Annotated in this window: 22 protein-coding genes and 2 tRNA genes; 23 read left to right on the forward strand and 1 reads right to left on the reverse strand. The window is 68.0% G+C overall.

Annotation, left to right across the window (positions count from 1 at the left end; all coding sequences use genetic code 11):
- Positions 1–32: 32 nt before the first annotated feature.
- Complete coding sequence (gene glgX / locus BKH33_RS01520) at positions 33–2,240, reverse strand: glycogen debranching protein GlgX (protein ID WP_003785787.1); 2,208 nt, start codon at positions 2,238–2,240, stop codon at positions 33–35.
- A gap of 219 nt (positions 2,241–2,459) precedes the next feature.
- On the opposite strand from glgX, the gene BKH33_RS01525 reads away from it, so the two are divergent.
- The 23 genes from BKH33_RS01525 to BKH33_RS01640 all read left to right on the forward strand — a co-directional run bounded on the left by BKH33_RS01525 (position 2,460) and on the right by BKH33_RS01640 (position 25,949).
- Positions 2,460–2,532: transfer RNA gene (locus BKH33_RS01525), tRNA-Gly, on the forward strand.
- 1 nt (position 2,533) lies between these two features.
- Positions 2,534–2,608: transfer RNA gene (locus BKH33_RS01530), tRNA-Val, on the forward strand.
- 316 nt (positions 2,609–2,924) lie between these two features.
- Positions 2,925–4,166 (forward strand): carboxylate--amine ligase, encoded by a 1,242-nt coding sequence (locus tag BKH33_RS01540; RefSeq protein WP_003785816.1) that lies wholly within the window; start codon positions 2,925–2,927, stop codon positions 4,164–4,166.
- On the forward strand, positions 4,167–5,438 hold the full coding sequence (locus tag BKH33_RS01545; protein ID WP_003785800.1) for a lipid II:glycine glycyltransferase FemX: 1,272 nt from the start codon (positions 4,167–4,169) through the stop codon (positions 5,436–5,438).
- Between the two features lie 85 nt (positions 5,439–5,523).
- The gene (gene thrS, locus BKH33_RS01550) at positions 5,524–7,575 is read left to right on the forward strand and encodes a threonine--tRNA ligase (RefSeq protein ID WP_003785770.1); all 2,052 of its coding nucleotides are present in this window, start codon (positions 5,524–5,526) and stop codon (positions 7,573–7,575) included.
- A 4-nt stretch (positions 7,576–7,579) separates the two neighbouring features.
- Entirely contained in the window at positions 7,580–8,194 is a 615-nt protein-coding gene (locus tag BKH33_RS01555) for an HIT family protein (protein WP_043540005.1), read from the forward strand.
- 115 nt (positions 8,195–8,309) lie between these two features.
- Positions 8,310–8,942, forward strand: coding sequence for a phosphatidylinositol phosphate synthase (pgsA, locus tag BKH33_RS01560; RefSeq protein WP_003785793.1), 633 nt, complete (start codon positions 8,310–8,312; stop codon positions 8,940–8,942).
- Positions 8,939–9,937 (forward strand): phosphatidylinositol mannoside acyltransferase, encoded by a 999-nt coding sequence (locus tag BKH33_RS01565; protein ID WP_003785801.1) that lies wholly within the window; start codon positions 8,939–8,941, stop codon positions 9,935–9,937. Before pgsA ends, BKH33_RS01565 begins: the two co-directional genes overlap by 4 nt.
- Complete coding sequence (locus BKH33_RS01570) at positions 9,934–11,115, forward strand: glycosyltransferase family 4 protein (RefSeq protein WP_003785766.1); 1,182 nt, start codon at positions 9,934–9,936, stop codon at positions 11,113–11,115. The genes BKH33_RS01565 and BKH33_RS01570 overlap by 4 nt, the downstream gene beginning before the upstream one ends.
- 32 nt (positions 11,116–11,147) lie before the next feature.
- Positions 11,148–11,912, forward strand: a complete 765-nt coding sequence (locus BKH33_RS01575) for a hypothetical protein (RefSeq protein WP_003785761.1) — start codon at positions 11,148–11,150, stop codon at positions 11,910–11,912.
- 4 nt (positions 11,913–11,916) lie between these two features.
- Positions 11,917–13,197 carry a PrsW family intramembrane metalloprotease gene (locus BKH33_RS01580; protein ID WP_081395404.1) on the forward strand — a complete coding sequence of 427 codons (1,281 nt, stop codon included), beginning with the start codon at positions 11,917–11,919 and terminating at the stop codon, positions 13,195–13,197.
- Between the two features lie 189 nt (positions 13,198–13,386).
- The gene (gene pdxS / locus BKH33_RS01585) at positions 13,387–14,289 is read left to right on the forward strand and encodes a pyridoxal 5'-phosphate synthase lyase subunit PdxS (protein ID WP_003785789.1); all 903 of its coding nucleotides are present in this window, start codon (positions 13,387–13,389) and stop codon (positions 14,287–14,289) included.
- A gap of 44 nt (positions 14,290–14,333) precedes the next feature.
- Entirely contained in the window at positions 14,334–14,963 is a 630-nt protein-coding gene (locus BKH33_RS01590; RefSeq protein WP_003785804.1) for an NUDIX hydrolase, read from the forward strand.
- Positions 14,956–15,693, forward strand: a complete 738-nt coding sequence (gene pdxT / locus BKH33_RS01595; RefSeq protein WP_003785794.1) for a pyridoxal 5'-phosphate synthase glutaminase subunit PdxT — start codon at positions 14,956–14,958, stop codon at positions 15,691–15,693. The genes BKH33_RS01590 and pdxT overlap by 8 nt, the downstream gene beginning before the upstream one ends.
- A gap of 44 nt (positions 15,694–15,737) precedes the next feature.
- A complete protein-coding gene (locus tag BKH33_RS01600) occupies positions 15,738–16,502 on the forward strand; it encodes a YebC/PmpR family DNA-binding transcriptional regulator (protein WP_003785774.1) in 765 nt (254 codons plus the stop codon).
- 61 nt (positions 16,503–16,563) lie between these two features.
- On the forward strand, positions 16,564–17,178 hold the full coding sequence (gene ruvC / locus BKH33_RS01605; protein WP_003785759.1) for a crossover junction endodeoxyribonuclease RuvC: 615 nt from the start codon (positions 16,564–16,566) through the stop codon (positions 17,176–17,178).
- A gap of 155 nt (positions 17,179–17,333) precedes the next feature.
- A complete protein-coding gene (ruvA, locus tag BKH33_RS01610; RefSeq protein ID WP_003785768.1) occupies positions 17,334–17,990 on the forward strand; it encodes a Holliday junction branch migration protein RuvA in 657 nt (218 codons plus the stop codon).
- Positions 17,983–19,023 (forward strand): Holliday junction branch migration DNA helicase RuvB, encoded by a 1,041-nt coding sequence (ruvB, locus tag BKH33_RS01615; RefSeq protein WP_003785764.1) that lies wholly within the window; start codon positions 17,983–17,985, stop codon positions 19,021–19,023. The genes ruvA and ruvB overlap by 8 nt, the downstream gene beginning before the upstream one ends.
- A 174-nt stretch (positions 19,024–19,197) precedes the next feature.
- Positions 19,198–19,560 carry a preprotein translocase subunit YajC gene (locus BKH33_RS01620; RefSeq protein ID WP_003785796.1) on the forward strand — a complete coding sequence of 121 codons (363 nt, stop codon included), beginning with the start codon at positions 19,198–19,200 and terminating at the stop codon, positions 19,558–19,560.
- 153 nt (positions 19,561–19,713) lie between these two features.
- Complete coding sequence (secD, locus tag BKH33_RS01625; RefSeq protein WP_003785780.1) at positions 19,714–21,822, forward strand: protein translocase subunit SecD; 2,109 nt, start codon at positions 19,714–19,716, stop codon at positions 21,820–21,822.
- Positions 21,819–22,922, forward strand: coding sequence for a protein translocase subunit SecF (secF, locus tag BKH33_RS01630; protein WP_003785814.1), 1,104 nt, complete (start codon positions 21,819–21,821; stop codon positions 22,920–22,922). Before secD ends, secF begins: the two co-directional genes overlap by 4 nt.
- Positions 22,919–23,476, forward strand: a complete 558-nt coding sequence (locus BKH33_RS01635) for an adenine phosphoribosyltransferase (protein WP_003785806.1) — start codon at positions 22,919–22,921, stop codon at positions 23,474–23,476. The genes secF and BKH33_RS01635 overlap by 4 nt, the downstream gene beginning before the upstream one ends.
- A 145-nt stretch (positions 23,477–23,621) precedes the next feature.
- Entirely contained in the window at positions 23,622–25,949 is a 2,328-nt protein-coding gene (locus BKH33_RS01640; protein ID WP_076067197.1) for a RelA/SpoT family protein, read from the forward strand.
- Positions 25,950–25,987: the final 38 nt, after the last annotated feature.

Here is a 25,987-nt window from a genome sequence, read left to right on the forward strand (position 1 = left end):
CGCTCTGGGTTGTGTGTCAGCCGCTCCGGCTCCTAGTGCTGGAGCCGCTCCGTCGTGGCGGTCGAGTCGGGGGCGTCCATGAGGAAGAGCATGGAGCGGGCCTCAACCACGACGGTCTCGTCCGCGGCGAGAACCGGGTCGGAGTCCCCGTCCACGGCAGGCGCCGTGTCCAGGGCGACCTTCCAGGTGGGGGAGTAGCCCTCGCCCGGGAGAGTGAAGGTGATGTCCTCGTCGGAGGCGTTGATGAGCACGAGGAAGGAGTTGTCCACGATCCTCTGGCCTCGTTCATCGGGCTCGGCAATGGCCTCCCCGTTGAGGAAGACCATCATGGCGCGGGCGTACCAGGTGGTCCAGTCCTGATCGGTCATCGACTCACCGGCCGGAGTGAGCCACTCGATCTCGCCGAGCTCGCTCTCGCCGCCGTGGCCGGCGTCCCCGGTGAAGAAACGCCGACGCCGCAGCACCGGGTGGTCCCGACGCAGCCACATGATGGTTCGAGTGAACTCCAGCAGGTCCTTGTCCTGCTCATCGAGGTTCCAGTCGATCCAGGAGATCTCGTTGTCCTGACAGTAGGCGTTGTTGTTGCCTCCCTGGGTCCTGCCCAGCTCATCTCCGTGGCAGATCATGGGCACGCCCTGACTGAACAGGATGGTGGCCAGGAAGTTGCGGGTCTGGCGATGACGCAGCTCGGTGATCGTCGGGTCGTCGGTGGGCCCTTCGGTGCCGCAGTTCCAGGAGCGGTTGTTGTTGCTGCCGTCGGCGTTGCCCTCGAGGTTGGCCTCGTTGTGCTTCTCGTTGTAGGAGACCAGGTCGTGCATCGTGAAGCCGTCGTGGGCGGTGACGAAGTTGATGCTGGCCACCGGGGTGCGCCCGGCGTGCTGATAGAGGTCGGAGGAACCGGTGATGCGGGAGGCGAACTCGCCCAGCGTGGAGGGCTCTCCGCGCCAGAAGTCGCGCACGGTGTCGCGGTACTTCCCGTTCCACTCGCTCCACAGGGCCGGGAACCCGCCCACGTTGTAACCGCCGTCGCCCACGTCCCAGGGCTCGGCGATGAGCTTGACCTGGGAGAGCACCGGGTCCTGGTGAATGATGTCGAAGAAGGCGCTGAGCTTGTCGACCTCGTGGAACTGGCGGGCCAGGGTGGAGGCCAGGTCGAAGCGGAACCCGTCCACGTGCATCTCAGTGACCCAGTAACGCAGCGAGTCCATGATGAGCTGGAGCACGGCCGGTGAGCGCATGAGCAGCGAGTTGCCGGTGCCGGTGGTGTCGAAGTAGTGGGTCGGCGAGCCGTCGACGAGCCGGTAGTAGGAGCTGTTGTCGATGCCGCGGAAGGACAGGGTGGGGCCCAGGTGGTTGCCCTCGGCCGTGTGGTTGTAGACCACGTCCAGGATGACCTCGATGCCTGCCTCGTGGAAGGCCTTGACCATCGACTTGAACTCCTGGACCTGCTGCCCCTCGGATCCGTAGGCGGCGTAGGTGTTGTGCGGGGCGAAGAACCCGATCGTGTTGTAGCCCCAGTAGTTCGACAGCCCCTTCTCCTGCAGGTGGGTGTCATTGACGAACTGGTGGACCGGCATGAGCTCGATGGCGGTGACGCCCAGGTTCTTGAGGTGGTCGATGACGGCCGGCTGGGCCAGGCCGGCATAGGTGCCCCGCAGGTTCTCGGGAACCAGGGGGTGCAGCTGGGTCATGCCCTTGACATGGGCCTCGTAGATGATCGTCTCGTGGTACTCGTGACCCGGGGGACGGTCATGACCCCAGTCGAAGTAGGGGGTGATGACCACTGAGCGCATGGTGTGTCCCGCCGAGTCCTCCTCGTTGCGCACCTCCGGGTTGTCGAAGGAGTAGGAGTACAGCGTCTGGGACGGGGTCACCTCGCCGGAGATCGCCTTGGCGTAGGGGTCCAGCAGCAGCTTGGACGGGTCGCAGCGGTGACCGGAGGCGGGCTCATAGGGGCCGGTCACGCGGTAACCGTACTTCTGTCCCGGTGAGACCCCGGGGAGGTAGGCGTGCCAGACATCGCCGTCGACCTCCTTGAGCGCCACCCGCTCCTCGTGACCGTCGTCGTCGAACAGGCACAGATCGACGCCGGTCGCGGCCGAGGAGTAGAGGGCGAAGTTCGTTCCTGAGCCGTCGTAGGTCGCCCCGAGCGGGTAGGGGTGACCGGGCCAGATCTGGCGCTGCGGAGCTTCCTGAGGTTCCTGAGTGGCCTGAGGCGTCGGTGTCGTCGGCGTGGTCATAAGGACAACCCTGCCACGACTGCGGTGTGAAGGCAGGAGTGTGGGAGAAAGACATGTCACGTCGATCCGTCATCCGCCCGAGCCCCGCCACATTCTCCTATGGTCGTCAGAGGAGCTTCCTGAAGCGTGAGACACCTCATGAAGGAACGGGGTCGGGCCGGTTTTGCCTCCGGGGGATACCTCTGCTAACTTTCTTCCCGCACCCCACAAGGGTGTCACGCGGATGTGGCTCAGTTGGTAGAGCATCACCTTGCCAAGGTGAGGGTCGCGGGTTCGAGTCCCGTCATCCGCTCGGGCGATTGGCGCAGCGGGAGCGCGCTTCCCTGACACGGAAGAGGTCACTGGTTCGATCCCAGTATCGCCCACCAGGATTGAAGAGCAGGTGAGTCCGGAGCATGATGCTTCGGACTTTTTCTTGCTGTGGTCCGGGTTCCCTGCGGGGCGGGGGTGTCGAGGGCTATCGGTGTGCTCCTGGTGGTGTGTGTCACCGCGAGACTGCGCCCCCGTCGACGACTACGGTGGGAATCGACTGGAATCCTGCAGGATGCTCCCGGTTGCTGCGCGGTGTCCGACGTCGGGTGCGTGTTCGGATCGTGATGTCTCGTCGAGGCCCGGGAACGGTGCGTGCCGGTGTGCTCTACCATCTGGGGAGGAGTTGGTCCCCGCGGCAAGAAACGGATGGTTATGACGGAACGCTTCAGGCATCTGCTGCCCGTGGTCCTCGGCGGTGACATCGGTGCCTACGCCCTGGCGCGACAGCTTCACGAGGTCACCGGTACCCCGGTGACGATCGTGGCCTCGGACCCGATCGTGGCGATCAGTGAGTCGGCCTACATCACCGTCGTCCACCAGGAGGCCGGTGCGGCGCCGGAGCGGACGATCGCGCTGCTGCAGCGTCTGGTTCAGGGGCGCGACCCTCGCAGCGCGGTCCTCATGGCCAACACCGACGCCGCAGCGGCCATGATCTCCGCCCACCGCAGTGAGCTCGAGCCCACCTACGTGCTGCCCTTCCCGGACATCGACGTGCTCGACGCCGTCAGCGACAAGGCCTCCTTCTCCCGGCTGTGCGCTGAGGTGGGAGTGCTCACGCCCCGGGAGGTCGTCGTCGACCTGGCAGATCCCGACTGCGAGCCCCCGACCTCCGCCTCCGAGCTCGGCCTGGAGTTCCCGCTCGTGGCCAAGGCGGCCATCGGCGCCGACTACGATCGCATCTCCTTCCCCGGCAAGCGCAAGATCTGGTTCATCGACGACGACGCCGAGCTGGCCGGCATGTGGCGAAGCCTGAAGGACGCCGGATACCGCTCGACCTTCTTGGTCCAGGAGTGCATTCCCGGTGATGACACCGCCATGCGCTCGGTGACCGCCTACATGGACTCCACCGGCGAGCTGCGCCTCATCGGCTCGGCGCGAGTTCTCCTGCAGGACCACGCCCCGACCATGATCGGCAACCCGGTTGCCATGATCACCGAGGCCTTCCCCGACCTGTGGGACGCCACGAGCCGTCTGCTGCGCCACGCCGGGTACCGTGGATTCGCCAACCTCGACATCAAGGTGGACCCCCGCGATGGGCGAGAGCTCTTCTTCGAGGTCAACCCCCGTATCGGCCGCAACTCCTTCTACCTGACCGCCGCCGGCGCCAACCCCATGGCCGTCATGCTCAAGGACCTGGTCCTGGACCAGCGCGACGAGCCCGTCGAGGTCACCCGGCAGGTCCTCTACTCCCTGGTTCCCGACGGCGTCATCGCACGCTACGTGTCCGATGAGGCGCTGCGCCGCAAGGCCAAGAGCCTGGGGCGGGGCATCGACCCGCTGCGCGACCCGGCCGAGCGATCGCTTCGCCGGCGCGTCACGATCGAGCTCCAGCGCCTCAACCACTACCGCAAGTTCGCCCGCAACTATCCGCAACGAGTCGACAGGTCCCGCTGAATGCCCGAGAACGAGAACATGCCCGACAGCACCACCCCCGACGCCACGACTGACGCCACGGCCGATACTGCCGCACAGACCCCCGAGAAGGCTCAGACGACTCAGCTGAACGAGAAGGGGCGGAAGGACGGCGAGCCCGAGCAGCCCGAGCAGAAGGTCGACACGACCGACAAGTCTGCCAAGACCGACAAACCCAAGGCCTCTCGGCCCACGCACCCTGAGCCGGTGCACTCCACCTCGGACCGCTCCGAGACCCTGCGGCGGGTCGACGGGCGCGAGATGCGCCTGGCCGTGGGCAACAGCCCTTTCCCGGTCGAGCAGACCGAGGCCTGGGAGCGCTTCGAGGAGGCCATGGGGCGTCCCCTGTGGGGGCGCTACCTCTATGAGGACGAGGGCAAGCCCGTAGCCGCCATCGCCCTGTACCGCTACGAGATGGGAGGTCAGACCTTCCTGTGGGCCAAGCACGGTCCGGTCTGGCTCAAGGAGCAGTCGCCCGAGCGTGAGGCGCACCTGCGCCGGCTGCTGCGCGCAGTGGTCAAGGAGCGCGACCGCTCCGTGCGCTTCATCCGCATGCACGCCCGCTACCGCGACACCGACCTGCGAGAGCTGCTGTCCACCATCACCTACGACCGTACCTACGTCATCGACCTGGTGCCCAAGACGCCTGAGAAGATGGCGGCGGTCATGCCCAAGGACGGGCGCCGCGCGGTCAAGCGCGCCGAGCGCGTGGCCCGGGAGGCCGGCTGCACCATCAGCGACGAGACCGGTCTGAGCCGTGAGGAGTTCGACAAGGTCTACGAGGTCCTGCGTGAGACCGCTGAGCGCGACGGCTTCAAGCCTCACGACGCCGAGGTCTACTGGACCATGTTGACGGCCCTGGGGGAGAAGAACGCCCGCCTGTTCGTCCTGCGCAAGGACGGGGTCCCCCACGCCTGGGACCTCATCCTCACCTCCGGTAAGGACTCCGTGGCGTACTACGGCGCCTCCTCCAACGAGTCGCGTACCTTCCGCGGAGCAGAGGCCCTGGACTGGTGGGCCGCCTGCACCCTCGCTCAGGAGGGCTACCGCGGCCTGGACCTCATGGGCGCCGGCTCCACCCGTGTCCCCTCGCTCTACACGGTGGGTCAGTACAAGAAGCGCTACGCCCAGCACGTCACCGAGGTCGACGGCGCCTGGGACGTCCCGGTCTCCCGGGTCATCTACTCCGGGATGGCCACTGCCAAGCGCCTGCGTGACGCACTGCGCGCGCGGCGTGGCTCACGGGAGCACTGAGTCCGCGCGCCCACGACGTAGACTCGCGGCCGAACCGGGGTGCACCAGTACAGCGCCCCATACCGATGCAAGAGGAGACGAGCCCGTGTCAGACAAGCCCACGATCGATATCACCCTCGACGGCGCACCGCGCACCATCGAGGCGGGCACCACGGGGACGCTCCTCCTGCAGGACGCCGTCAAGAAGGACGGCGTCGTCGCGATGCGCGTCAACGGCGAGCCCTGGGACCTGGACCGCCAGGTCCCGGCAGGCGCCGTCGTCGAGCCCATCACCCTGTCCAGCGAGGACGGCCTGAACATCCTGCGCCACAGTGCCACCCACGTCATGGCGCAGGCCGTTCAGGAGATGTTCCCGGGGGTCGATCTCGGCATCGGCCCCTTCATCACTGACGGCTTCTACTACGACTTCGGCGCCATCGACGCCGTCACCCCCGAGATGCTGCGCGAGATCGAGAAGCGCATGAAGCGGATCGTCAAGGAGGGGCAGCGCTTCGTGCGCCGTGACATCTCCGAGGCCGAGGGGCGCGAGGAGCTGGCGGACCAGCCCTACAAGCTCGAGCTCATCACGACCAAGGGCGCGGGTGCCGAGGGGGCCTCGGTGGAGGTCGGTGCCGGGGGACTCACCATGTACGACAACGTCCGGCGCGACGGGAGCGTCGCCTGGACGGATCTGTGCCGCGGCCCCCACCTGCCCTCGACCCGCCTCATCGGACGGGGCTTCGCGCTGACCAAGTCCTCGTCGGCCTACTGGAAGGGCGACCAGTCCGGCGACTCCCTCCAGCGCATCTACGGAACCGCCTGGGCCAGCAAGGATGACCTCAAGGCCTACCAGACCCGTCTGGCCGAGGCCGCCAAGCGCGACCACCGCAAGCTCGGCGCCGAGCTCGACCTCTACTCCTTCCCCGAGGAGATCGGCCCCGGCCTCGTGGTCTTCCATCCCAAGGGCGCCATGCTGCGCCACCAGATCGAGCAGTACGTCGTCGACCGCCACCAGGACTACGGCTTCGACTTCGTCCACACCCCCGAGATCTCCAAGGGCGGGCTCTTCCACACCTCGGGCCATCTGCCCTACTACGCCGACACCATGTTCCCGCCCATGCTCGCCGATGAGGAGCGCGACGCCGAGGGCAACATCACCAAGGCCGGCCAGGAGTACTACCTCAAGGCCATGAACTGCCCGATGCACAACCTCATCTTCCGCTCCCGGGGGCGCTCCTACCGCGAGCTGCCGCTGCGCTTCTTCGAGATGGGCCACGACTACCGCTACGAGAAGTCCGGCGTCGTCCACGGCCTGACCCGCATGCGCGGTTTCACCCAGGACGACTCGCACACCTACTGCACGCCTGAGCAGGCCGGTGAGGAGATCCGCTCCCAGATCGACTTCTTCCTGTCCATCCTCAAGGCCTTCGGGCTGACCGACTTCTACCTCGAGCTGTCCACCCGCGACGAGGACGGCGCCAAGAAGGACAAGTTCATCGGCTCCGACGCCGACTGGGCCGCCGCCACGCAGGCCCTTCAGGACGCCTGCGACGCCTCCGGGCTCGAGGTCGTCCCGGACCCCGGTGGTGCGGCCTTCTACGGTCCCAAGGTCTCGGTGCAGGTCAAGGACGCCATCGGCCGCACCTGGCAGATGTCCACCATCCAGTACGACTTCAACCAGCCCGAGCGCTTCGACCTGGAGTACACGGCCGCCGACGGTACCCACCAGCGCCCCATCATGATCCACTCCGCCAAGCTGGGCAGCGTGGAGCGTTTCATCGGGGTGCTCACCGAGCACTACGCTGGCGCCTTCCCCGCCTGGCTCTCGCCGGTGCAGGTCCGCCTCATCCCCGTCGCCGAGGCCTTCGACGCCTATGTCGACGACGTCGCCGCCCAGCTGCGCGCCCAGGGTGTGCGCGTCGAGGTGGACCACTCCGACGACCGCTTCGGCAAGAAGATCCGCAACGCCTCGAAGGACAAGGTCCCCTTCACTCTCATCGCCGGTGGGGAGGACGCCGAGGCCGGCGCCGTCTCCTTCCGGTTCCGTGACGGCGAGCAGACCAACGGTGTTCCCGCCAAGGAGGCCGTGGCGCACATCGTCAGCGTCATCGACGCCCGTATCAACGACCCGGCGGGGGAGAAGCTGCACAGTGACTGAGGACGTGAGCGAGGAGAGGACTGAGGAGAGGCCCACAGGCCTCCCCGCCGGTGACGGTGTCGCGGCGGAGGTGCCCTTCTACCACGAGGACGCCCCGCAGGCCTTTCAGCGCCTGTGGACGCCGCACCGCATGGTCTACATCGGTGGGCAGAACAGGCCCACCGACGACACCCCTGACCAGTGCCCCTTCTGTACGGGACCGACTCGCAGCGACGAGGAGGCACTGATCGTCCACCGGGGTGAGACCAGTTACGTCATCATGAATCTCTACCCCTACAACACCGGCCACCTGTTGGTGTGCCCCTACCGGCACATCTCCGACTGGACCGAGGCCACCGCGGCTGAGCGCGAGGAGATCGGTCGACTGACCGCCACGGCTATGAGCGTCGTGCGCTCGGTGAGCCACCCCCACGGCTTCAACCTGGGGATGAATCAGGGAGAGGTCGCCGGAGCGGGAATCGCCGCCCACCTCCACCAGCACATCGTGCCGCGCTGGAAGGGGGACGCGAACTTCATGCCCATCATCGGTCGGACCAAGCCGGTTCCCCAGCTCCTCGGCGAGCAGCGGGACATGCTCGCCTCGGCCTGGACCACCGGTGCTCAGGGGCCTGGGGACTGATACCCCTTGTCACTCCGCGACGATCACCGCCATGCTGAGACGCTCCTGCCCGTCTCAGCTCACCTTGTTCGGCTGATCGACTCACCGACTCCTTCATCTCAGAACTAAGGACTCCATGCTCGGCAACCACGGACGTGGTCTGACCAAGGCCCTGTTCACCCGCCCCGCCCTCGCTCTCGGTCGGCTCGGGGTGACTCCCAACATGCTCACCGTCACCGGGACGATCCTGTCGGTGACGGCAGCGGTCACCCTCCTGCCCCGAGGGCACTTCGTGGCAGGCCCTCTTGTCCTGCTCGTGGTACTGGTGGCCGACTCCTTCGACGGGATCCTGGCACGGGCCACCGCCAGGAGCTCGGTCTTCGGAGCCTTCCTGGACTCCACCATGGATCGTCTGGCCGACGGCGCCGTCCTGGGATCCCTGGCGGCCTGGGCCGCGCTGTCCATGCCTGCCGGCACGCTGCGTACCACGACGATCGTGGCCGCCCTGGCCGCCATGATCCTGGCGGCCACCGTCCCCTACGCCCGGGCTCGGGCCGAGTCGATCGGTGCCACGGCCAAGGTGGGGATCGCTGAGCGCACCGACCGTCTCCTCGTGGCGCTCGGCGCCACTTTCGTCGTAGGACTAGGCGCGCCCCAGTGGGTGCTGACCGCGGCGCTCGGCTACGTGGCGATCGCCTCCTTCATCACCGTGATCCAACGCGTGTGGACCGTCTACCGCCAGACCCAGCGGACAGGAGAACCTGCATGAGGATGCGACTGCCCACGGTCTCCGACGCCTACCGCCTGGCCTGGCTCGGTACCCGCCGCCTGCCCGCTCCGGTGGGCTACGGCCTGGCGCATACCGTCGCGGACGCTCTGTGGGCCTGGCACCGTCTGCGGCGCTCCACCACCGGTGTCGGACAGCTTGAGCGCAACCTGTCCCGTGTCCTTCCCAGTGGGACACCACCGCGCTCACTGCGCCGGGCCACGCGAGCGGGAATGCGCTCCTACATGCGCTACTTCTACGAGGCCTTCGCCCTGCCCGGAATCACCTCGGAGCAGGTCCTTGCGCGGGTACGCGCGGATCTCGACCCCCAGCTGCACGAGGACGTACGCGCAGGCAGCATCGTCATGGCGCTGCCGCATATGGGTAACTGGGACCTCATCGGCGCCTGGGCCTGCCGTGAGCTCGCCACCGTCCTCACTGTTGCCGAGCGTCTCAAGCCTGACGACCTCTTCGAGCAGTTCGTCTCCTTCCGAGAGGGACTGGGGATGCGGATCATCGGCCAGGCCCACGGGGAGAAGGTCTTCGACCGGCTCCTTGAGGTGGCCGGTCAAGGTCACTACGTCGTGGCCCTTCTGGCCGACCGGGACCTGTCCTCGGCCGGTATCACCGTCCAGCTGGGTGACGCCACCGCCCGGGTCGCGGCTGGACCGGCCGCGATCGCCCAGCGTCTGGGACGGCCCCTGTACGCCGCTGCGATCCACTACGAGCCCCTGACCGGTGAGCGACGCCGTCGGGCAGGGTCTCCCTGGGGGCTGGTCCTGACCGCCCGCAAGGTTCCGGCGCCGTCCCAGCTGGTGGGGCGGGACCAGGTAGCAGCGCACACCCGGGCCTGGGTCGCCGAGCTCGCGCCGTTGATCGCCGAGCACGCCGAGGACTGGCACATGCTTCAACCCGTCTTCGACGCCGACCTGGACCAGGAGCGCCTGGCCCGCAGCCATGCCCGCGAGCAGCAGGTCGCCAACAAGGAGGACGTATGAGGATCGGCATTGTCTGCCCGTACTCCTTCGACGCGCACGGAGGCGTCCAGGTTCATGTCATGGACCTGGCCGGTGAGCTGTTCCGACGCGGCCATGAGGTTCAGGTCCTCGCACCGGCGTCCCAGGACACCGAACTGCCGGACTGGGTCACCAGCGCCGGGGACTCCATCGCCATCCCCTACAACGGCTCGGTGGCGCGCCTGAACTTCGGTGCGCTCGTGGCCCGACGGGCCAGGCGGTGGCTGGAGGCCGGCGACTTCGACATCCTGCACATCCACGAGCCCATCACCCCCAGTGTCGGGATGCTGACCCTCCAGGCAGCCACCGGCCCGGTCGTGGGCACCTTCCACGCCGCCATGGACCGTTCGCTGGCTCGTGAGCTGCTGAGCCCGGCGACGGTGCCGCTCATAGAGAAGCTCTCGGCGCGCATCGCCGTCTCGGAGGAGGCTCGCCGCACCCTCATCCAGTACCACGGCGGCGACGCCGTCGTCATCCCCAACGGGGTCAACGTCGCTCCCTTCGCCGGCGCGCCCAAGGACGACCCCCGCTTCCAAGGGACTGAGGACGCCCCCACCATCTCCTTCCTGGGGCGTCTCGACGAGCCTCGCAAGGGGCTGCGAGTCCTGGCTGACGCCATTCCCACCGTGCTGGAGTCCGTACCGGGGGCGCGCTTCCTCATCGCCGGTCGCGGCCAGGCCCAGGAGATCCGCGATGAGCTCGCACGTTTCGGTGACTCCGTGGTCTTCCTGGGGGGAGTCAGTGACGAGGACAAGGCCGCTATGCTGGCCTCGGCCACCTGCTACGTGGCTCCGCAGACCGGTGGGGAGTCCTTCGGGATCGTCCTGGTCGAGGCCATGGCCGCAGGCACCCGGGTCATCGCCTCCGACCTCAAGGCCTTCTCCGACGTACTCGCCGAAGGACGCTACGGGGCGCTGTTCAGCAACGAGGACGGCGGCGACCTGGCCCGAGTCATCATTGACACCTTGCGGGATGTTCCCGCGGCTCAGGCCCGTCAGAAGGCGGCCTCCCGGGTCGTGGGACGCTACGATTGGGCAACGGTCACCGATGAGGTGCTCGACGTCTACGACATGGCTCTGTCCACGGCCCACACCCGCGTGACTCCCGCACCCGGCTCACGGACGATGCTGGGCCGGCTGCGCGACGCCCTGGACGACTAGCAGCTGATTTCAGGAGTGACGAGGGACCGACCATGACGACCATGACGACAGCGGTGACCGAAGCGACCGGCATCCCCACCGGCATCCCCACCAACACGGTCGCAGTGCTCCCAGCGGTGTCCTCCGGGACGCCGGCCGCGATGCTGTCGGCGTGGAGCCTTGTCGCGGTGCTCGTCGGGCTGGCCGTGGCCATCGGATGGGCCCTGTACGCCCGAGCAGTTCGCGTCGACCGCCTGCACCGCCAGGTCCTGGGATCACGCGCCACGCTCGAGGCCCAGCTCGTCCATCGGGCCGAGGCCGCGGCGGACCTGGCCACTACCCGTGCTCTGGACCCCGCCTCCAGCCTGCTGCTCACCAGGGCCGCCCGCGAGGCGCTCGATGCCGAGGGCCCCATCGTCGACGACGGACTCGACACCTCGCCGCGCCTCGATGCCGCAACTGATGCCGCAGGCGTGGCGGCCGGGGCCGTGCGGGCCACGCGCAGCCGTGCCCTCATTGAGTCCGATCTCAGCCGGGTCCTTCGCACGGTGGTCTCCGAGTCCGCTCGCTGCGAGCTGTCCGAGGACCCGTTGAGCAGGCCTGCTCTCAGTCGGCTGGATCGGGCCTGCTCCCGCCTGATTCTGGCCCGCAGGTTCCACAACACCCATGTCAGCGAGGCCCAGGCGCTCAGGAGCCGGCTGCTCGTTCGGGTGTGTCACCTGGCCGGGCACGCTCCCATGCCCCAGACCTTCGACGCCGACGACGACACCACCCCCGAGGCGCAGCCGACCCACGACGACGAGGTGCAACCGAGGTGAACCAATGAGCATGCCCCCCAGCCCCTGGGCACCCCGCCCCGGATACCAGCGCTCCAGCGCATTGCCGCAGACCTCCACCGGTACCAGTGCGCGTCCCGGCATCGGGCAGCGTTACCAGGTCCACCGGGAGAGTGCGCCCTTCGCTCCAGAGGGACGGGCTGATCCGCAGGCCGTGCCGGCCTGGACTCGCCCAGGTCCGCACTCCGAGAGAAGAACGGGTGAGTTCATCGCACGGCTGGTTCTCGCACTGCTCGGTGCTGGTCTCATGCTCGTCGTCATCTGGCTCGCCTCTCAGTCGGCCTCGGACCTCTCCGTGCTGTCCGCGGCTATTCTCCTGGCTCTCATCCCCCTGGGGCTCGTACTCCTCGTCGTGTTCTGGATCGACCGCTGGGAGCCCGAGCCACTCCCTACTCTTATCGTCGCCTTCCTGTGGGGAGCCGGTGTGTCCACCGCCATCTCCATGCTGGTCAACACCACGGTGCTCTACGCCGCGGCCGAGTCCACACTCAGCCTGGAGGGGGCCTTCCAGATCTCGGCAGTGGTCTCTGCGCCGCTCATCGAGGAGACCACCAAGGGCCTCGGCGTCCTCATCATCTTCCTCATCTGGAGACGTACCTTCAACGGGGCCGTCGACGGGCTCGTCTACGCCTCCGTCGTCGCGGCTGGCTTCGCCTTCGCCGAGAACATCGGCTACTTCATCAGGTACTGGGACTCCATCACCGGCATCTTCATCGTCAGGGGTCTGTTCTCGCCCTTCGCTCACGTGACCTTCACCGCCTGCACGGGATTGGCCATCGGCATGTCCGCAAGGCGCCGCTCACCGGCGGCCTGGGTCTGGATGACCCCGATCGGCCTGGTCTGCGCGATCACCTTGCACGCCATCTGGAACGGAGTCATCGCCAGCGGGAACCCCGTCGTGATGTTCGTTCTGGTGAGTGTTCCGGTGTTCATCGTCAGCATGGGGATCGTGGCGTGGTTGCGTTGGGCCGAACGTATGACCATGCGCAGCAGGCTCGATGACTACGCCCGTGCAGGCTGGTTCGCACCGGCCGAGGTCCAGATGCTCACCACCGGAAAGGGTCGCCGGTTGGGCAGGCGCTGGGCCGTCTCCCGAGGACCGCAGGCGGTGCACGCGATGGCCGTCTTCCAGAAGACTGCCGCGGAGCTCGCCCAGCTGCGTCAGCAGGCCGTGGACGGTCACGCCCAGGCCGATTTCTCCGCCAAGGAGTCCGAGCTGCTCGACCGTATCACCTTGGCTCGCCGTACCTTCCTCGGAGGCCAGTAGGAACCACGTGAAAGTCACGCCGATCCGGCGGGCGCCTGCGGACGCGGGCGGCCCGGGGCTCACAGCACGAGCGAGTCGAGCCGGTCGCGGACCGAGGAGTAGCATGCGCAGCGTCAGCATCTTTTCACGGAGCCGTCGGTCCTGCTCCGGCGTGGACACGACCGACGGCTCACGGACCGAGGATCACGATTGAGTACAGAGCAGACCACTCCCAGCACCGGCACCCTCACCGTCAAGCGCGGCATGGCGGACATGCTCAAGGGCGGCGTCATCATGGATGTCGTCACACCTGAGCAGGCCCGTATCGCCCAGGACGCGGGTGCCGTCGCCGTCATGGCTCTCGAGCGCGTCCCTGCGGACATTCGCGCTCAGGGCGGCGTGGCGCGGATGAGCGATCCCGACCTCATCACCGGCATCATCGAGGCCGTCTCCATCCCGGTCATGGCCAAGGCCCGCATCGGTCACTTCGTGGAGGCCCAGGTGCTCCAGAGCCTCGGCGTGGACTACATCGACGAGTCCGAGGTCCTGACCCCGGCCGACTACGCCCACCACATCGACAAGCAGGCCTTCACGGTCCCCTTCGTCTGCGGAGCCACCAACCTGGGTGAGGCGCTGCGCCGCATCACCGAGGGCGCGGCCATGATCCGCTCCAAGGGAGAGGCCGGCACCGGCGACGTCTCCAACGCGGTGACGCATATGCGCACCATTCGCGACGAGATCCGCCGTCTGACCTCCCTTCCTGAGGATGAGCTCTACGTGGCCGCCAAGGAGCTCGCTGCGCCGTACGAGCTCGTCGCCGAGGTCGCCCGCACCGGGCACCTACCCGTCGTCCTGTTCACCGCCGGCGGCATCGCCACCCCGGCTGACGCCGCCATGATGATGCAGATGGGTGCCGAGGGCGTGTTCGTGGGCTCGGGCATCTTCAAGTCCGGTGACCCCGCCAAGCGCGCCGCCGCCATCGTCCGCGCCACCGCCCAGTTCGACGATCCCGACGTCATCGCCGAGGTCTCACGCGGCCTGGGCGAGGCGATGGTCGGGATCAACGTCGACGAGATCCCCGAGCCGCACCGGCTCGCGGAACGCGGCTGGTGAGCCGGTCCCCGGACTGCGCTGCTCCCGCTCCGAGTCGTCACCCGGTGCTGGTCCCCGAGGACTGGGACCAGCACCTCGACAGCTCCGAGTGGCGCCTGGGCGACGACGGTCTGCCCTTCAGAACGGCTGCGCGGGTCCTGGTCGTCACCCGGGACGCCGACATGCTGCTCCTGGTGGGGCACGACGCCGCCAACCCGGATCACACCTGGGTCTTCACCCCGGGAGGAGGGCTCCGCCCCGGCGAGGACCCGCGCGCCGGAGCCGTGCGCGAGCTGGCCGAGGAGTCCGGGATTGACGTCGCCCCCGTCGATCTCGAAGGCCCCGTCGCCCACCGGGAGGCGATCTTCCGCTTCGCCTCCGTCACCTGCCGTCAGGACGAGCTCTTCTTCCTTCTGCGCCTGCCGACCAGGTGCCCTGTTGGCAAGGAGGACTGGACCGATCTGGAACGCGATGTCGTCGACTCGATCTCCTGGTGGAGCCCCCATGACCTGCGGGTCGCCCAGGAACGAGGTCGGGAGATCTACCCGGTGCGTCTGCCGGTGCTCGCACGTGAGCTCGCCGCCGGGTGGAGCGGTGAGCCGATCGACTTCACCGATCCGGTGGACGCCGAGGTCCTGGCCGAGCTCTCTGCCCACCGGCCTCCCGTACCGACCTCCAAGGACCCCAATGACTGAATCGAACCGCCCCTACCGCCTGGCCCACACGATGGATGTGCGCCATCCGCGGGCGCTCTTCCCCGCGCCCGCACCGGCCGACGCCCGCCCTGCGATCGGTGTCCTGGCGCTTCAGGGTGACGTACGGGAGCACTCCTTGGCCCTGGAGGCCGCGGGCGCGCGCCCCGTCGTCGTACGCCGCGCCACCGACCTGGGCGACGCTCCTGGCGACCGGCTCGACGGTCTGGTGATCCCCGGCGGGGAGTCGACGACGATGAGCACGTTGCTGGTCGCCTTCGGCATGCTCGAGCCCCTGCGCGAGCTGATCGGCGCGGGCCTGCCCGCCTACGGATCGTGCGCCGGAATGATCATGCTGGCCGACCGTGTCGAGGGTGCGGAGGAGAGGCAGCCCTTCCTGGGCGGCATCGACATGACCGTGCGCCGCAACGCCTTCGGCCGCCAGGTCGACTCCTACGAGGAGGACCTTGTCGCCCCGGAGCTGGGCGCGGACAAGGACCGGCCGCTGCACGCCGTCTTCATCCGAGCGCCCTGGGTGGAGGAGGTGGGCTCGGACGTCGAGATCCTCGCCACGACCCGCGCAGGACGCGCGGCTGGGGCCAGCGGGGCCGACGGCGGTAGGATCGTCGCGGTTCGTCAAGGGACCCTGCTCGCCACGTCCTTCCACCCGGAGGTCGGCGGCGACCACCGGGTCCACGACGTCTTCGTCTCCATGGTGACGCGCCGGGCCTGAGCAGGTCCGGCAGCGTCTCCATCATCGACTCCCAAGGAGCACATATGTCGGGTCACTCCAAGTGGGCCACCACCAAGCACAAGAAGGCCGCCATCGACGCCAAGCGCGGCAAGCTCTTCGCACGCCTCATCAAGAACATCGAGGTCGCCGCCCGTACCGGCGGCGGTGACCCGACCGGCAACCCCACCCTGTTCGACGCCATCCAGAAGGCGAAGAAGAACTCCGTGCCGGCGGACAACATCACCCGAGCCGTCAAGCGCGGCAGCGGTGAGGAGGCCGGTGGGGCCGACTGGCAGACCATCATGTACGAGGGCTACGGCCCCGGTGGCGTCGCCTTCCTCGTCGAGTGCCTCACCGACAACCGCAACCGAGCAGCCTCCGACGTGCGCGTCGCCTTCTCCCGCAACGGCGGCAACCTGGCCGACCCCGGCTCGGTGGCCTACAACTTCACCCGCAAGGGCGTCGTCGAGGTGGCCAAGGCCGACGGCGTGGACGAGGACTCCATCCTCATGGCCGTCCTGGACGCCGGTGCCGAAGAGGTCGAGGACATGGGGGAGTCCTTCGAGATCTACTCCGAGCCCAGTGACATCGTCGCCGTGCGCACCGCTCTGACGGAGGCCGGCATGGACTACGACTCCGCCGAGGTCCAGTTCGTCGCCGGAACCAAGGTCGAGGTCGATGTCGACGGGGCCCGCAAGGTCTTCCGCCTCATCGACGCCCTGGAGGACTCCGACGACGTCCAGAACGTCTACACCTCTGTGGATCTCAGCCCGGAGGTGGCCGCCGAGTTCGCCAACGACGAGGACTGATCCTCTGGCTACCGCGGGCCCCCGGCCGCGTTCGGCGCGCGCCGTTGTCGCCCAGCAGCGGGTGCTGGGGATCGATCCCGGGCTCACCCGTTGCGGGCTGGGATGCGTGGATGTCGACCCCCGCCGCCAGGTCCGGCTGGTGGAGGTCGGGGTCGTGCGCACCCCGCCCTCGCAGAGCCCCGAGCTGCGACTGCTGGCCATTACCGAGGCCATCGAGGACTGGATCGCTCGCCTGGGCCCCTCGGTGGTCTCCATCGAGCGGGTCTTCGCCCAGGACAACCTGCGATCCGTCATCGGGGTCGCCCAGGTGATGGGTACGGCGATGGCCACTGCGGCGCGCGCGGGGCTGGAGGTCGCTCAGCACACGCCCAGCGAGGCCAAGGCCGCCGTCACCGGCTCGGGGACTGCAGACAAGACCCAGGTCCAGGCCATGGTCACCCGCATCCTCGGCCTCGACGCACCGCCCCGGCCGGCAGACGCCGCCGACGCCCTGGCCCAGGCGATCTGCCACGGTTGGCGCGGAGGCGGGACGGGGACGGATGACGCCACCGAGATGGTCTCCGCCGGGGGAGCGGTCCGTGTCTCGGCCCGCACGCCGGCTCAGCGTCAGTGGGCCGCCGCCCAGGCCGCGGCCCGGCGCACCGGTGCTGTCGATCCGCGGCGGGTGCGGCGCTGACGCCGATGGCAGCGAAGGCCTGTTAGGATCCGAACAGTTGTTCGAGTTCCGCCCCTCTGGCCGAGCCCGTTCTGAGTCTCTCCGAGCTCCTCGGAGCCTGCGCGACTCTGTCCGGATCGGTTCAACTCTCTGAGAATCACCAGGAGAAGCTGCCCATGATCGCCTCGCTGCGCGGCACTGTCCTCAGTGTCGGCCTGACTGGCGCCGTCGTCGAGACCGGCGGCGTCGGCATGAGCTTCCAGGCAACGCCCGCCACGCTGTCAGGCCTCAGGGTCGGTGAGGAGACCCTCGTTCACACCGAGATGGTTGTCCGCGAGGACTCATTGACGCTGTTCGGATTCGCCGACGTCGATGAGCGGGACAGCTTCCGCACCCTCATGAGTGCCAAGGGGGTCGGGGCCAAGCTGGCGCTGGCGATGCTGGCCGTTCACACTCCCAACACGCTCAGGCGCGCCATCGCCTCTCAGGACGTCGCGGCTCTCACCCGGGTGCCCGGGCTCGGGCCCAAGGGCGCCCAGCGTGTCATTCTGGATGTCGCCGACAAGCTCGGCCCCGTCACGGGGGACGATCTCGGTACGGCGGTGCTGGGTGCGCAGACACACGGGCGAGAGAGCTCGGAGGCATCCGAGGACGGTGGGGAGCCCAACGCCGACGTCGTCGCCGCCCTGGTTCAGCTCGGCTGGAACGAGGCCAGTGCCCGTCAGGCCGTGACCGCCGTCGAGGCTGACTACGCCGAGGCCGGTGAGAACCCGGACATGGCGGCTTTGCTGCGGGCCTCACTGAGGTGGCTGGGAGGCGGGCACCGTGGCTGATACGGGGCAGGACGGCCACGAGCGTCTGGTCGGCGGCGGAGCCGATGCCACCGAGCGAGCCGCCGAGGCCGCCCTGAGACCCAAGCGTCTGGAGGACTTCACCGGTCAGGAGGTGGTGCGCGGTCAGCTCTCGGTGGTCCTGCGCTCGGCCCTGGCCCGCGGGGTGACGGCCGATCACGTTCTGCTGTCCGGCCCACCCGGGCTGGGCAAGACCACCCTGGCCATGATCATCGCCGCCGAGGTGGACGGCTCTCTGCGCCTGACCTCAGGACCGGCCATCCAGCACGCCGGAGACCTCGCCGCCATCCTATCCTCCCTGGAGGAGGGCGACGTGCTGTTCATCGACGAGATCCACCGGCTGGCACGAACCGCCGAGGAGATGCTTTACCTGGCGATGGAGGACTTCCGGGTCGACATCGTCGTCGGAAAGGGACCCGGCGCCACCTCCATCCCCCTGTCGTTGCCCCCCTTCACAGTTGTCGGCGCCACGACGCGTGCGGGACTGCTCCCCGCTCCGCTGCGGGACCGCTTCGGCTTCACCGGACACCTGGACTACTACGGGCCGGGTGAGCTCACTCGGATCCTCACGCGCAGTGCGGGCCTGCTGGGCGTGAGCCTTGAGAGGGACGCCGCTGAGGAGCTGGCCTCGCGCTCACGCGGCACGCCCCGTATCGCCAACCGGCTGCTGCGTCGGGTCCAGGACTGGGCGGAGGTCCACGGACAGCCCGGCCGACTCGACCTCACGGCGGCCCGCAGCGCCCTGGACATCTTCGAGGTCGACGCCCTGGGGCTGGACCGCCTTGATCGCCAGGTGCTCGAGGCGCTGTGCACCCGGTTCGGTGGCGGCCCGGTGGGGCTGACGACGCTGGCGGTCAGCGTGGGGGAGGAGCCTGAGACGGTGGAGACCGTGGCCGAGCCCTACCTGGTACGTGAAGGACTGGTCGTACGCACTCCGCGGGGACGGGCGGCCACGTCGGCGGCCTACATCCACCTGGGGCTTGAGCCCCCTGCGGACGGGGCATTGTTCTCCTGACCGGCAACCGGGTAATGTAATCATTTTGTGACCGGTTGGTACCTACTTGTGCCCGACCACTCGCAAGCGATCGGGAACGTGCTGGCCCGCGTGCCCTAGACTCACCACCGCTGGCCTGTGACAGCCGTGGGTCTGCGTCAGCCGAGACTGCCTAGTCGAAACGGAGAAGCCTCCATGCCGTCGTATTTCCTCTGGATCATGCTCATCGGGATGCTCCTGATGATGTGGTTCGTCAGCCGTAGGCAGCGCGCGATGCAGGAGGAGCAGCGGCGTCGTACCGAGAAGGGGCTGGTGCCCGGAAGCTGGGTGCGTACTATCGGTGGCTTCTACGGAACGGTGGTGGAGGTCGACGGTGACGTGGTCACTCTGGCCACTCCTCTGGGCGATGAGACCCTGTGGAGCAAGCGGGCCATCGCTGCCATCGAGGAGCCCCCCTTCGGCTCGGCCGGTGCCCACGAGGACAGTGAGGGCGACGTCGAGCAGGCCGACGACGAGGCCCTGGAGCCGGAGCAGGACGCGACCGACCCGCGGTCCTGACAACGCGCGACCGGGAAATCGCCCGTGGAGGCCCCGCCTGAGCCCTGAGCCCACCGCTCCGGCTCTTTGGAGCGCCTGCACCCCGACAAGTACCCCGCACTCACCCCTGCATCGGGCCACGCCCCGAGCACCCCCACCCCAGGAAGGGACCACGTGTCCAGCAAGCAGCGAAAGCGCCCAGGGCGCCGCCTCCTGATGTTCATCCTCGTCATCATCATCGGTTTCGGTGCGTTGGTGGCGGGAACCATGCGACACAAGGCGTCGCTGACGCCCGGCCTCGCCCTCGACCTCGAAGGCGGCACCCAGATCATTCTGACGCCGACGACCTCCGACGGCTCGGCCATCAGCGACGAGGACGTCGAGCAGGCCATCGAGGTGATCCGCCAGCGCGTGGACGCCTCCGGTGTCTCCGAGGCCCAGATCTCCCGCCAGGGCGGGCAGAACATCGTGGTCTCGCTACCCGGAAAGCCCAGCCAGGCCACTCTGGAGCTGGTGCGGACCTCCGCCGTCATGTACTTCCGGCCGGTCCTCCGCATCCTGCCGGGCAGCGCCCAGCAGGCCGCTAAGAACATCGCCAGCCAGAACCCCTCCGGTGCGGCAACCCCGGCCCCGACGGGCCAGCCCACTGCCCAGGCCGAGGCTCAGCCCGACTCGGGCGCCAGCGGGGAGGCGACCCAGGCGGCGGAGGACTCGGCAGGCACCGAGGAGGGCTCGAGCGAGAGCGATCAGCCCACCGCCACGCCGACCCCCTCCGCGCAGCCCACGGCCCAGTCCACGGCGCAGCCCAGGACACCCGAGGAGATCGCCAAGCAGCTGGCGGACGTGAACCAGGACGGCGTCATCTCCTCCGACCCGCTGCCCGCCACGTCCCAGGACAACTCCTCGGACTCCTGGATCACTGAGAAGCTCCTCTACGACGGCTACATGACCGACTGCTCTGATCCGAAGAACCTCACCGGTCAGACGCAGGACCCCAAGGTCGCCGTCATCTCCTGCTCCAAGGACGCGGGCTCTCAGCAGCACGGCGCCTACATCCTCGGCCCGGCCGATATCACCGGCACCGAGCTCAAGAGCGCCAACTCGGGTCTGGAGACCGACTCCCGGGGGCAGACCACCAACAAGTGGGTCGTCTCGCTGGCCTTCAACCCCGACGGCACCAAGAAGTTCTCCGAGCTGTCCAAGCGGCTGCTGGCCTACCGCGACCAGGCGAGTGCCGCGGGAGCCCAGGGCGCTCAGAACCCGCAGGCCCAGAACAACCAGGACAAGGCCCAGTTCGCCATCGTCCTGGACGGGCTGACCATCATGGCCTCCGGGTTCAACCAGGACGTCCACTCGCCGATCACCGACGGCCGGGTCCAGATCACTGGTAACTTCAACCAGAACCAGGCCAACACCCTGGCGAACCAGCTCTCCTTCGGCTCGCTGCCGCTGAGCTTCACGGTCCAGTCCGAGCAGCAGATCTCCGCCACGCTGGGGACCGAGCAGCTGCGCAACGGTCTGATCGCCGGGCTCATCGGCTTCGGCCTCATCATCCTCTACCTGGCCTGGCAGTACCGCGGCCTGGCGGTGGTGGCCGTGGCCTCGCTGGCCGTGGCCGCGGCCGGCACCTACCTGGTCATCGCCGCGCTGAGCGCGACCATGGGATATCGCCTGTCCCTGGCGGGTGTGGCCGGCCTCATCATCTCCATCGGCATCACGGTGGACTCCTTCATCATCTACTTCGAACGCGTCCGTGACGAGGTGCGTCAGGGACGGACACTCAGGACGGCGATCGACGAGGGGTGGAAGCACGCCAGGCGTACGATCCTCGTCTCCGACGCGGTCAACCTCGTGGCCGCGATCGTGCTCTACTTCCTCGCCGTCGGCGGAGTGCAGGGCTTCGCGTTCACGCTGGGTGTGACCACCTGCGTGGACCTGACCATCATCATCTTCTTCACCCACCCGTTCATGGAGTGGATCATCCGCTTCCGCTTCTTCGGTGAGGGTCACCGACTCTCCGGCCTCGACCCCGAGCACCTCGGGGCCACGTCCTCCACCTACGGCAAGGGGCGCGAGGCCGTTGCCGACCGCGTGGCCGGCTCGCTGGCACGTCGCAAGGCCGAGGCCCGCCGGGCCTCCGAGAACCCGGACGAGGTCGCCGCTGACGACGCCGACGACGACTCGGATGACACGCACGACGTCGTCGACGAGGCGGCGGAGCAGGGGGAGGTCGACGCGATCGATGTCGCGGCCGACGGCGGAAAGGACGGTGAGACGAAGTGAAGTCTCTCGCCACACTCGGTAACGAGCTCTACTCGGGCAAGACCTCCATTCCCTTCGTCGGCAGACGACGGATCTGGTACCTCATCGCGGTCATCATCATCGCCGGGTCGGCCACGCTCCTGGCCACCGTGGGCCTCACCCCGGGCATCGACTTCAAGGGTGGCTCCGAGATCACCGTGACGGGGCTGTCCTCACCCTCGGAGCGCCCCGCCAACGACGTCCTGTCCAAGAAGGACCTGACCGCCGGCTCCTCGGTGACGACCATGGGATCGTCCTCGGTGCGGGTGCAGACCAGCCAGCTGAGCAAGGAGCGCCTCGACTCGCTGGCAGGTGAGCTCGCCACCGCCTACAAGACCGACACCTCCAACGTGTCGGCCACGACCGTGGGACCGACCTGGTCCTCCGACGTCACCAAGAAGGCCGCCCGCGGCCTGGTCCTGTTCTTCATCTTCGTCGGACTGCTCATCTGGGCCTACTTCCGCACCTGGAAGATGGCTGCGGCGGCGTTGCTGGCACTGTGCCACGACGTCGTCGTCACGGTGGGCATCTACGCCCTGTCCGGTTTCGAGGTCACCCCGGCCACGATCATCGGTGTACTGACGATCCTGGGGTACTCCCTCTACGACACGGTGGTGGTCTTCGACAAGATCCGTGAGAACACCCAGGGCTATGAGTCCCAGAGCCGCTCCACCTACGCCGAGCTCGCGAACCTCGCGGTCAACCAGACCTTCATCCGCTCGATCAACACCTCCGTGGTCGGCGTGCTCCCGGTGGCGTCGTTGCTGGTGGTCGGCGCCTTCATTCTGGGGGCCGGAACCCTGCGAGACATCGCTCTGACGCTGTTCATCGGCATGATCGCGGGAACCCTCTCCTCGATCTTCCTGGCAACTCCGCTCCTGGTGGATCTGCGTTCACGTGAGAAGGCGATCAAGAAGCAGGCCGCCAAGGTCTCGGCGGCGCGTCAGCATCGGCGCGAGGAGGCGGGCGACGACGTCGAGGAGCTGGCTAAGATAGACGCGGCCCCGGCCGCCTCGCCCGTCACCCCCGGCCACCACCTCGGCGTGGCGGCTCAGCCCAAGAGGAAGAAGAAGCGCAGATGACCACCTCTGTGGCCTACTCCGAGACGGTCCCCGAGTCCTTGACCAGGCTGGTCTTAAGCCACCTGCGGGAGATTCCAGACTTCCCCGAGCCGGGGGTGCTCTTCCGGGACATCACCCCGCTTCTCGCGGACGGAGGTGCCTTCACCGAGCTCGTCGACGGGCTCGCGGACCTCTACCGTGGTCGGATCGACGCGGTGGCGGGCCTGGAGTCACGAGGTTTTATCCTCGCGGCGCCCTTGGCGGTCAGGCTCGGTATCGGGATGATCACCGTGCGCAAGGGCGGTAAGCTCCCCGGCCCGGTCATCGGTGTCGACTACGCCCTCGAGTACGGCACGGCTCGTATGGAGCTGCGCCCCGAGACCGTCACCCAGGGGTCACGGGTCCTGGTGATCGACGACGTCCTGGCCACCGGGGGAACTGCTGCGGCATCTATCTCCCTCATTGAGCAGGCCGGCGCCTCGGTGGCGGCCATCTGCATGCTCCTGGAGCTGTCCGACCTCGGTGGGCGGCGCCAGCTTCAGGGCCGCGAGGTCGACTCCATCGTCATCTTCTGAGGCTGCAGCTCGTCGCAAGGCCTGCTGCTCGACGGGTAGCCGGGGCTGTTTCTCGTGCGGTGTCGTGCTCCTGAAGGACGCGACACCGCACGCCTACCGGTAGCACCGGCGGGTCTCAGTGCGCGGGTCGCTATATGATGCCTCAATGACGGAGACGAAGAGCACCCCAGACACGTCAGGTGACAGTGTTGTCCCCGGCTCGCGTGTGCGCAGCCGCCTGGCGTGGTTCGGCTCCCGTGGACACTCCACCCCGGCCGCTATCGAGCCGCTGCTGCGCGCGGTGCGCGCCAACCACCCCAAGGCGGACACGAGTCTTATCGTGCGCGCCTACGAGGTCGCGGAGAAGGCCCATGCCGGTCAGCGTCGTAAGTCCGGAGAGCCCTACATCACTCATCCGGTTGCCGTGGCGACGATCCTCGCCGAGCTCGGTATGACGGCCCAGACCCTGGCGGCCGCAGTTCTGCATGACACCGTGGAGGACACCGACTACACCCTTGAGCGCCTGCGTGCCGACTTCGGCGACGAGATCACGCTGCTCGTCGATGGCGTCACCAAGCTCGACAAGCTCCAGTACGGGGAGGCCGCTCAGGCTGAGACCGTGCGCAAGATGATCATCGCGATGTCCAAGGACATCCGGGTCCTGGTCATCAAGCTCGGCGACCGCCTCCACAACGCCCGTACCTGGAAGTACGTCTCCGCGGAGAACGCCGCGCGCAAGGCCAAGGAGACTCTGGAGATCTACGCGCCGCTCGCTCACCGGCTGGGGATGAACACGATCAAGTGGGAGCTGGAGGACCGTTCCTTCAAGGCCCTCTATCCCGGCGTCTACGAGGAGATCGAGCACATGGTGGCCGAGCGGGCCCCGGCCCGCGAGGAGTACCTGCGCCAGGTGCGTCTCCAGATCGAGGAGGACCTGCGGGTCAACAAGATCAAGGGTGCCGTTACCGGTCGGCCCAAGCACTACTACTCGATCTACCAGAAGATGATCGTGCGGGGTAAGGACTTCGACGACATCTACGACCTGGTGGCGGTGCGAGTCATCGTCGATACCGTCCAGGACTGCTACGCGGTGCTCGGCTCCCTGCACTCGCGCTGGACCCCTATGAGCGGGCGCTTCAAGGACTACATCGCCGTCCCCAAGTTCAACCTCTACCAGTCGCTGCACACCACGGTCGTGGGGCCGGGCGGTAAGCCGGTGGAGATCCAGATCCGTACCCATGAGATGCACCGTATGGCCGAGTACGGCGTGGCCGCGCACTGGCGCTACAAGGAGGACCCCAATGCCCAGGGGCCCAGCGCGCTGGGGGGCAGGCCCGGGGGCTCCGACCAGGGCGACATGGGCTGGCTGCGCCAGCTCGTCGACTGGCAGCAGGAGACCCAGGACCCCTCCGAGTTCCTCGACGCCCTGCGCTACGAGATGGCCGGCGACCAGGTCTACGTCTTCACCCCCAAGGGCGATGTCCGAGCCCTCCCCGCGGGGGCCACCCCTGTTGACTTCGCCTACGCCGTGCATACCGAGGTGGGGCACCGCACCGTGGGGGCACGCGTCAACAGCCGTCTGGTGCCCCTGGACACGCGCCTGGAGAACGGCGACACGGTGGAGGTCTTCACCTCCAAGGCCATCAACGCGGGCCCCTCCCGGGACTGGCTCAGCTTCGTCGCCTCCACCCGCGCCCGCAACAAGATCCGCTCCTGGTTCTCCAAGGAGCGCCGCGAGGAGGCCATTGAGGAGGGCAAGGGCGCCATCGCCCGAACCCTGCGCAAGCAGAACCTGCCCATCCAGCGTCTCATGAGTCACGAGACCCTCATGAACGTGGCCAAGACCCTGGACAAGGTCGACATCGACGGCCTCTACGCGGCTGTGGGCCAGGGACATGTCTCCGCCCAGCACGTCGTCGACACCCTGGTCACTACCATGGGCGGGGAGGACGGCGCCGAGGAGACCCTCGCCGAGGGGGTTCTGCCCACCCGGGCGACGGCGCACCGGCGTACGCGCACGGCCGACGCCGGAGTCGTCGTGGCCGGCATGGATGAGGGCGATGTCTACGTGAAGCTGGCGCGCTGCTGCACGCCCATGCCGGGCGACCCCATCGTCGGCTTCATCACCAGGGGCTCGGGCGTCTCGGTTCACCGGGCCGACTGCCAGAACGTCGACCAGCTCCAGCGCGAGCCCGAGCGGCTCATCACCGTGTCCTGGGCGGATCACGCCCAGTCCGCCTACCTGGTCCAGGTAGAGGTCGAGGCCCTCGATCGCGGGGGGCTGCTCGCCGACGTCACCCGGGCGCTGGCGGACAGTCACGTCAACCTCATGAGTGCCAACATCGCCACCAGCCGCGACCGGGTCGTCACCGGCCGGTTCGTCGTCGAGCTGGCGGAGGTCGGGCACCTGGACCACACGCTGGCGGCCCTGCGGCGTATTGACGGCGTCTTCGAGGCCCGCAGGAGCCTGTCTGCAGCCCGCCGCTCCGGTTGACACCGTGGTGCCGCCCTGGCCGAAGTACCTAGGAAGTA

The organism is Actinomyces naeslundii, from assembly GCF_001956585.1.
In the GTDB taxonomy this organism is placed as follows: domain Bacteria; phylum Actinomycetota; class Actinomycetes; order Actinomycetales; family Actinomycetaceae; genus Actinomyces; species Actinomyces naeslundii.

Bases quoted from the DNA above. Each gene is read 5' to 3' on its own strand.
- BKH33_RS01540 (WP_003785816.1), top strand. From the start codon at position 2,925: ATGACGGAACGCTTCAGGCATCTGCTGCCCGTGGTCCTCGGCGGTGAC.
- BKH33_RS01600 (WP_003785774.1), top strand. From the start codon at position 15,738: ATGTCGGGTCACTCCAAGTGGGCCACCACCAAGCACAAGAAGGCCGCC.
- BKH33_RS01620 (WP_003785796.1), top strand. From the start codon at position 19,198: ATGCCGTCGTATTTCCTCTGGATCATGCTCATCGGGATGCTCCTGATG.
- glgX (WP_003785787.1), bottom strand. From the start codon at position 2,240: ATGACCACGCCGACGACACCGACGCCTCAGGCCACTCAGGAACCTCAG.
- BKH33_RS01570 (WP_003785766.1), top strand. From the start codon at position 9,934: ATGAGGATCGGCATTGTCTGCCCGTACTCCTTCGACGCGCACGGAGGC.
- BKH33_RS01575 (WP_003785761.1), top strand. From the start codon at position 11,148: ATGACGACCATGACGACAGCGGTGACCGAAGCGACCGGCATCCCCACC.
- BKH33_RS01580 (WP_081395404.1), top strand. From the start codon at position 11,917: ATGAGCATGCCCCCCAGCCCCTGGGCACCCCGCCCCGGATACCAGCGC.
- ruvA (WP_003785768.1), top strand. From the start codon at position 17,334: ATGATCGCCTCGCTGCGCGGCACTGTCCTCAGTGTCGGCCTGACTGGC.
- BKH33_RS01565 (WP_003785801.1), top strand. From the start codon at position 8,939: ATGAGGATGCGACTGCCCACGGTCTCCGACGCCTACCGCCTGGCCTGG.
- BKH33_RS01640 (WP_076067197.1), top strand. From the start codon at position 23,622: ATGACGGAGACGAAGAGCACCCCAGACACGTCAGGTGACAGTGTTGTC.
- pgsA (WP_003785793.1), top strand. From the start codon at position 8,310: ATGCTCGGCAACCACGGACGTGGTCTGACCAAGGCCCTGTTCACCCGC.
- BKH33_RS01635 (WP_003785806.1), top strand. From the start codon at position 22,919: ATGACCACCTCTGTGGCCTACTCCGAGACGGTCCCCGAGTCCTTGACC.
- BKH33_RS01545 (WP_003785800.1), top strand. From the start codon at position 4,167: ATGCCCGAGAACGAGAACATGCCCGACAGCACCACCCCCGACGCCACG.
- pdxT (WP_003785794.1), top strand. From the start codon at position 14,956: ATGACTGAATCGAACCGCCCCTACCGCCTGGCCCACACGATGGATGTG.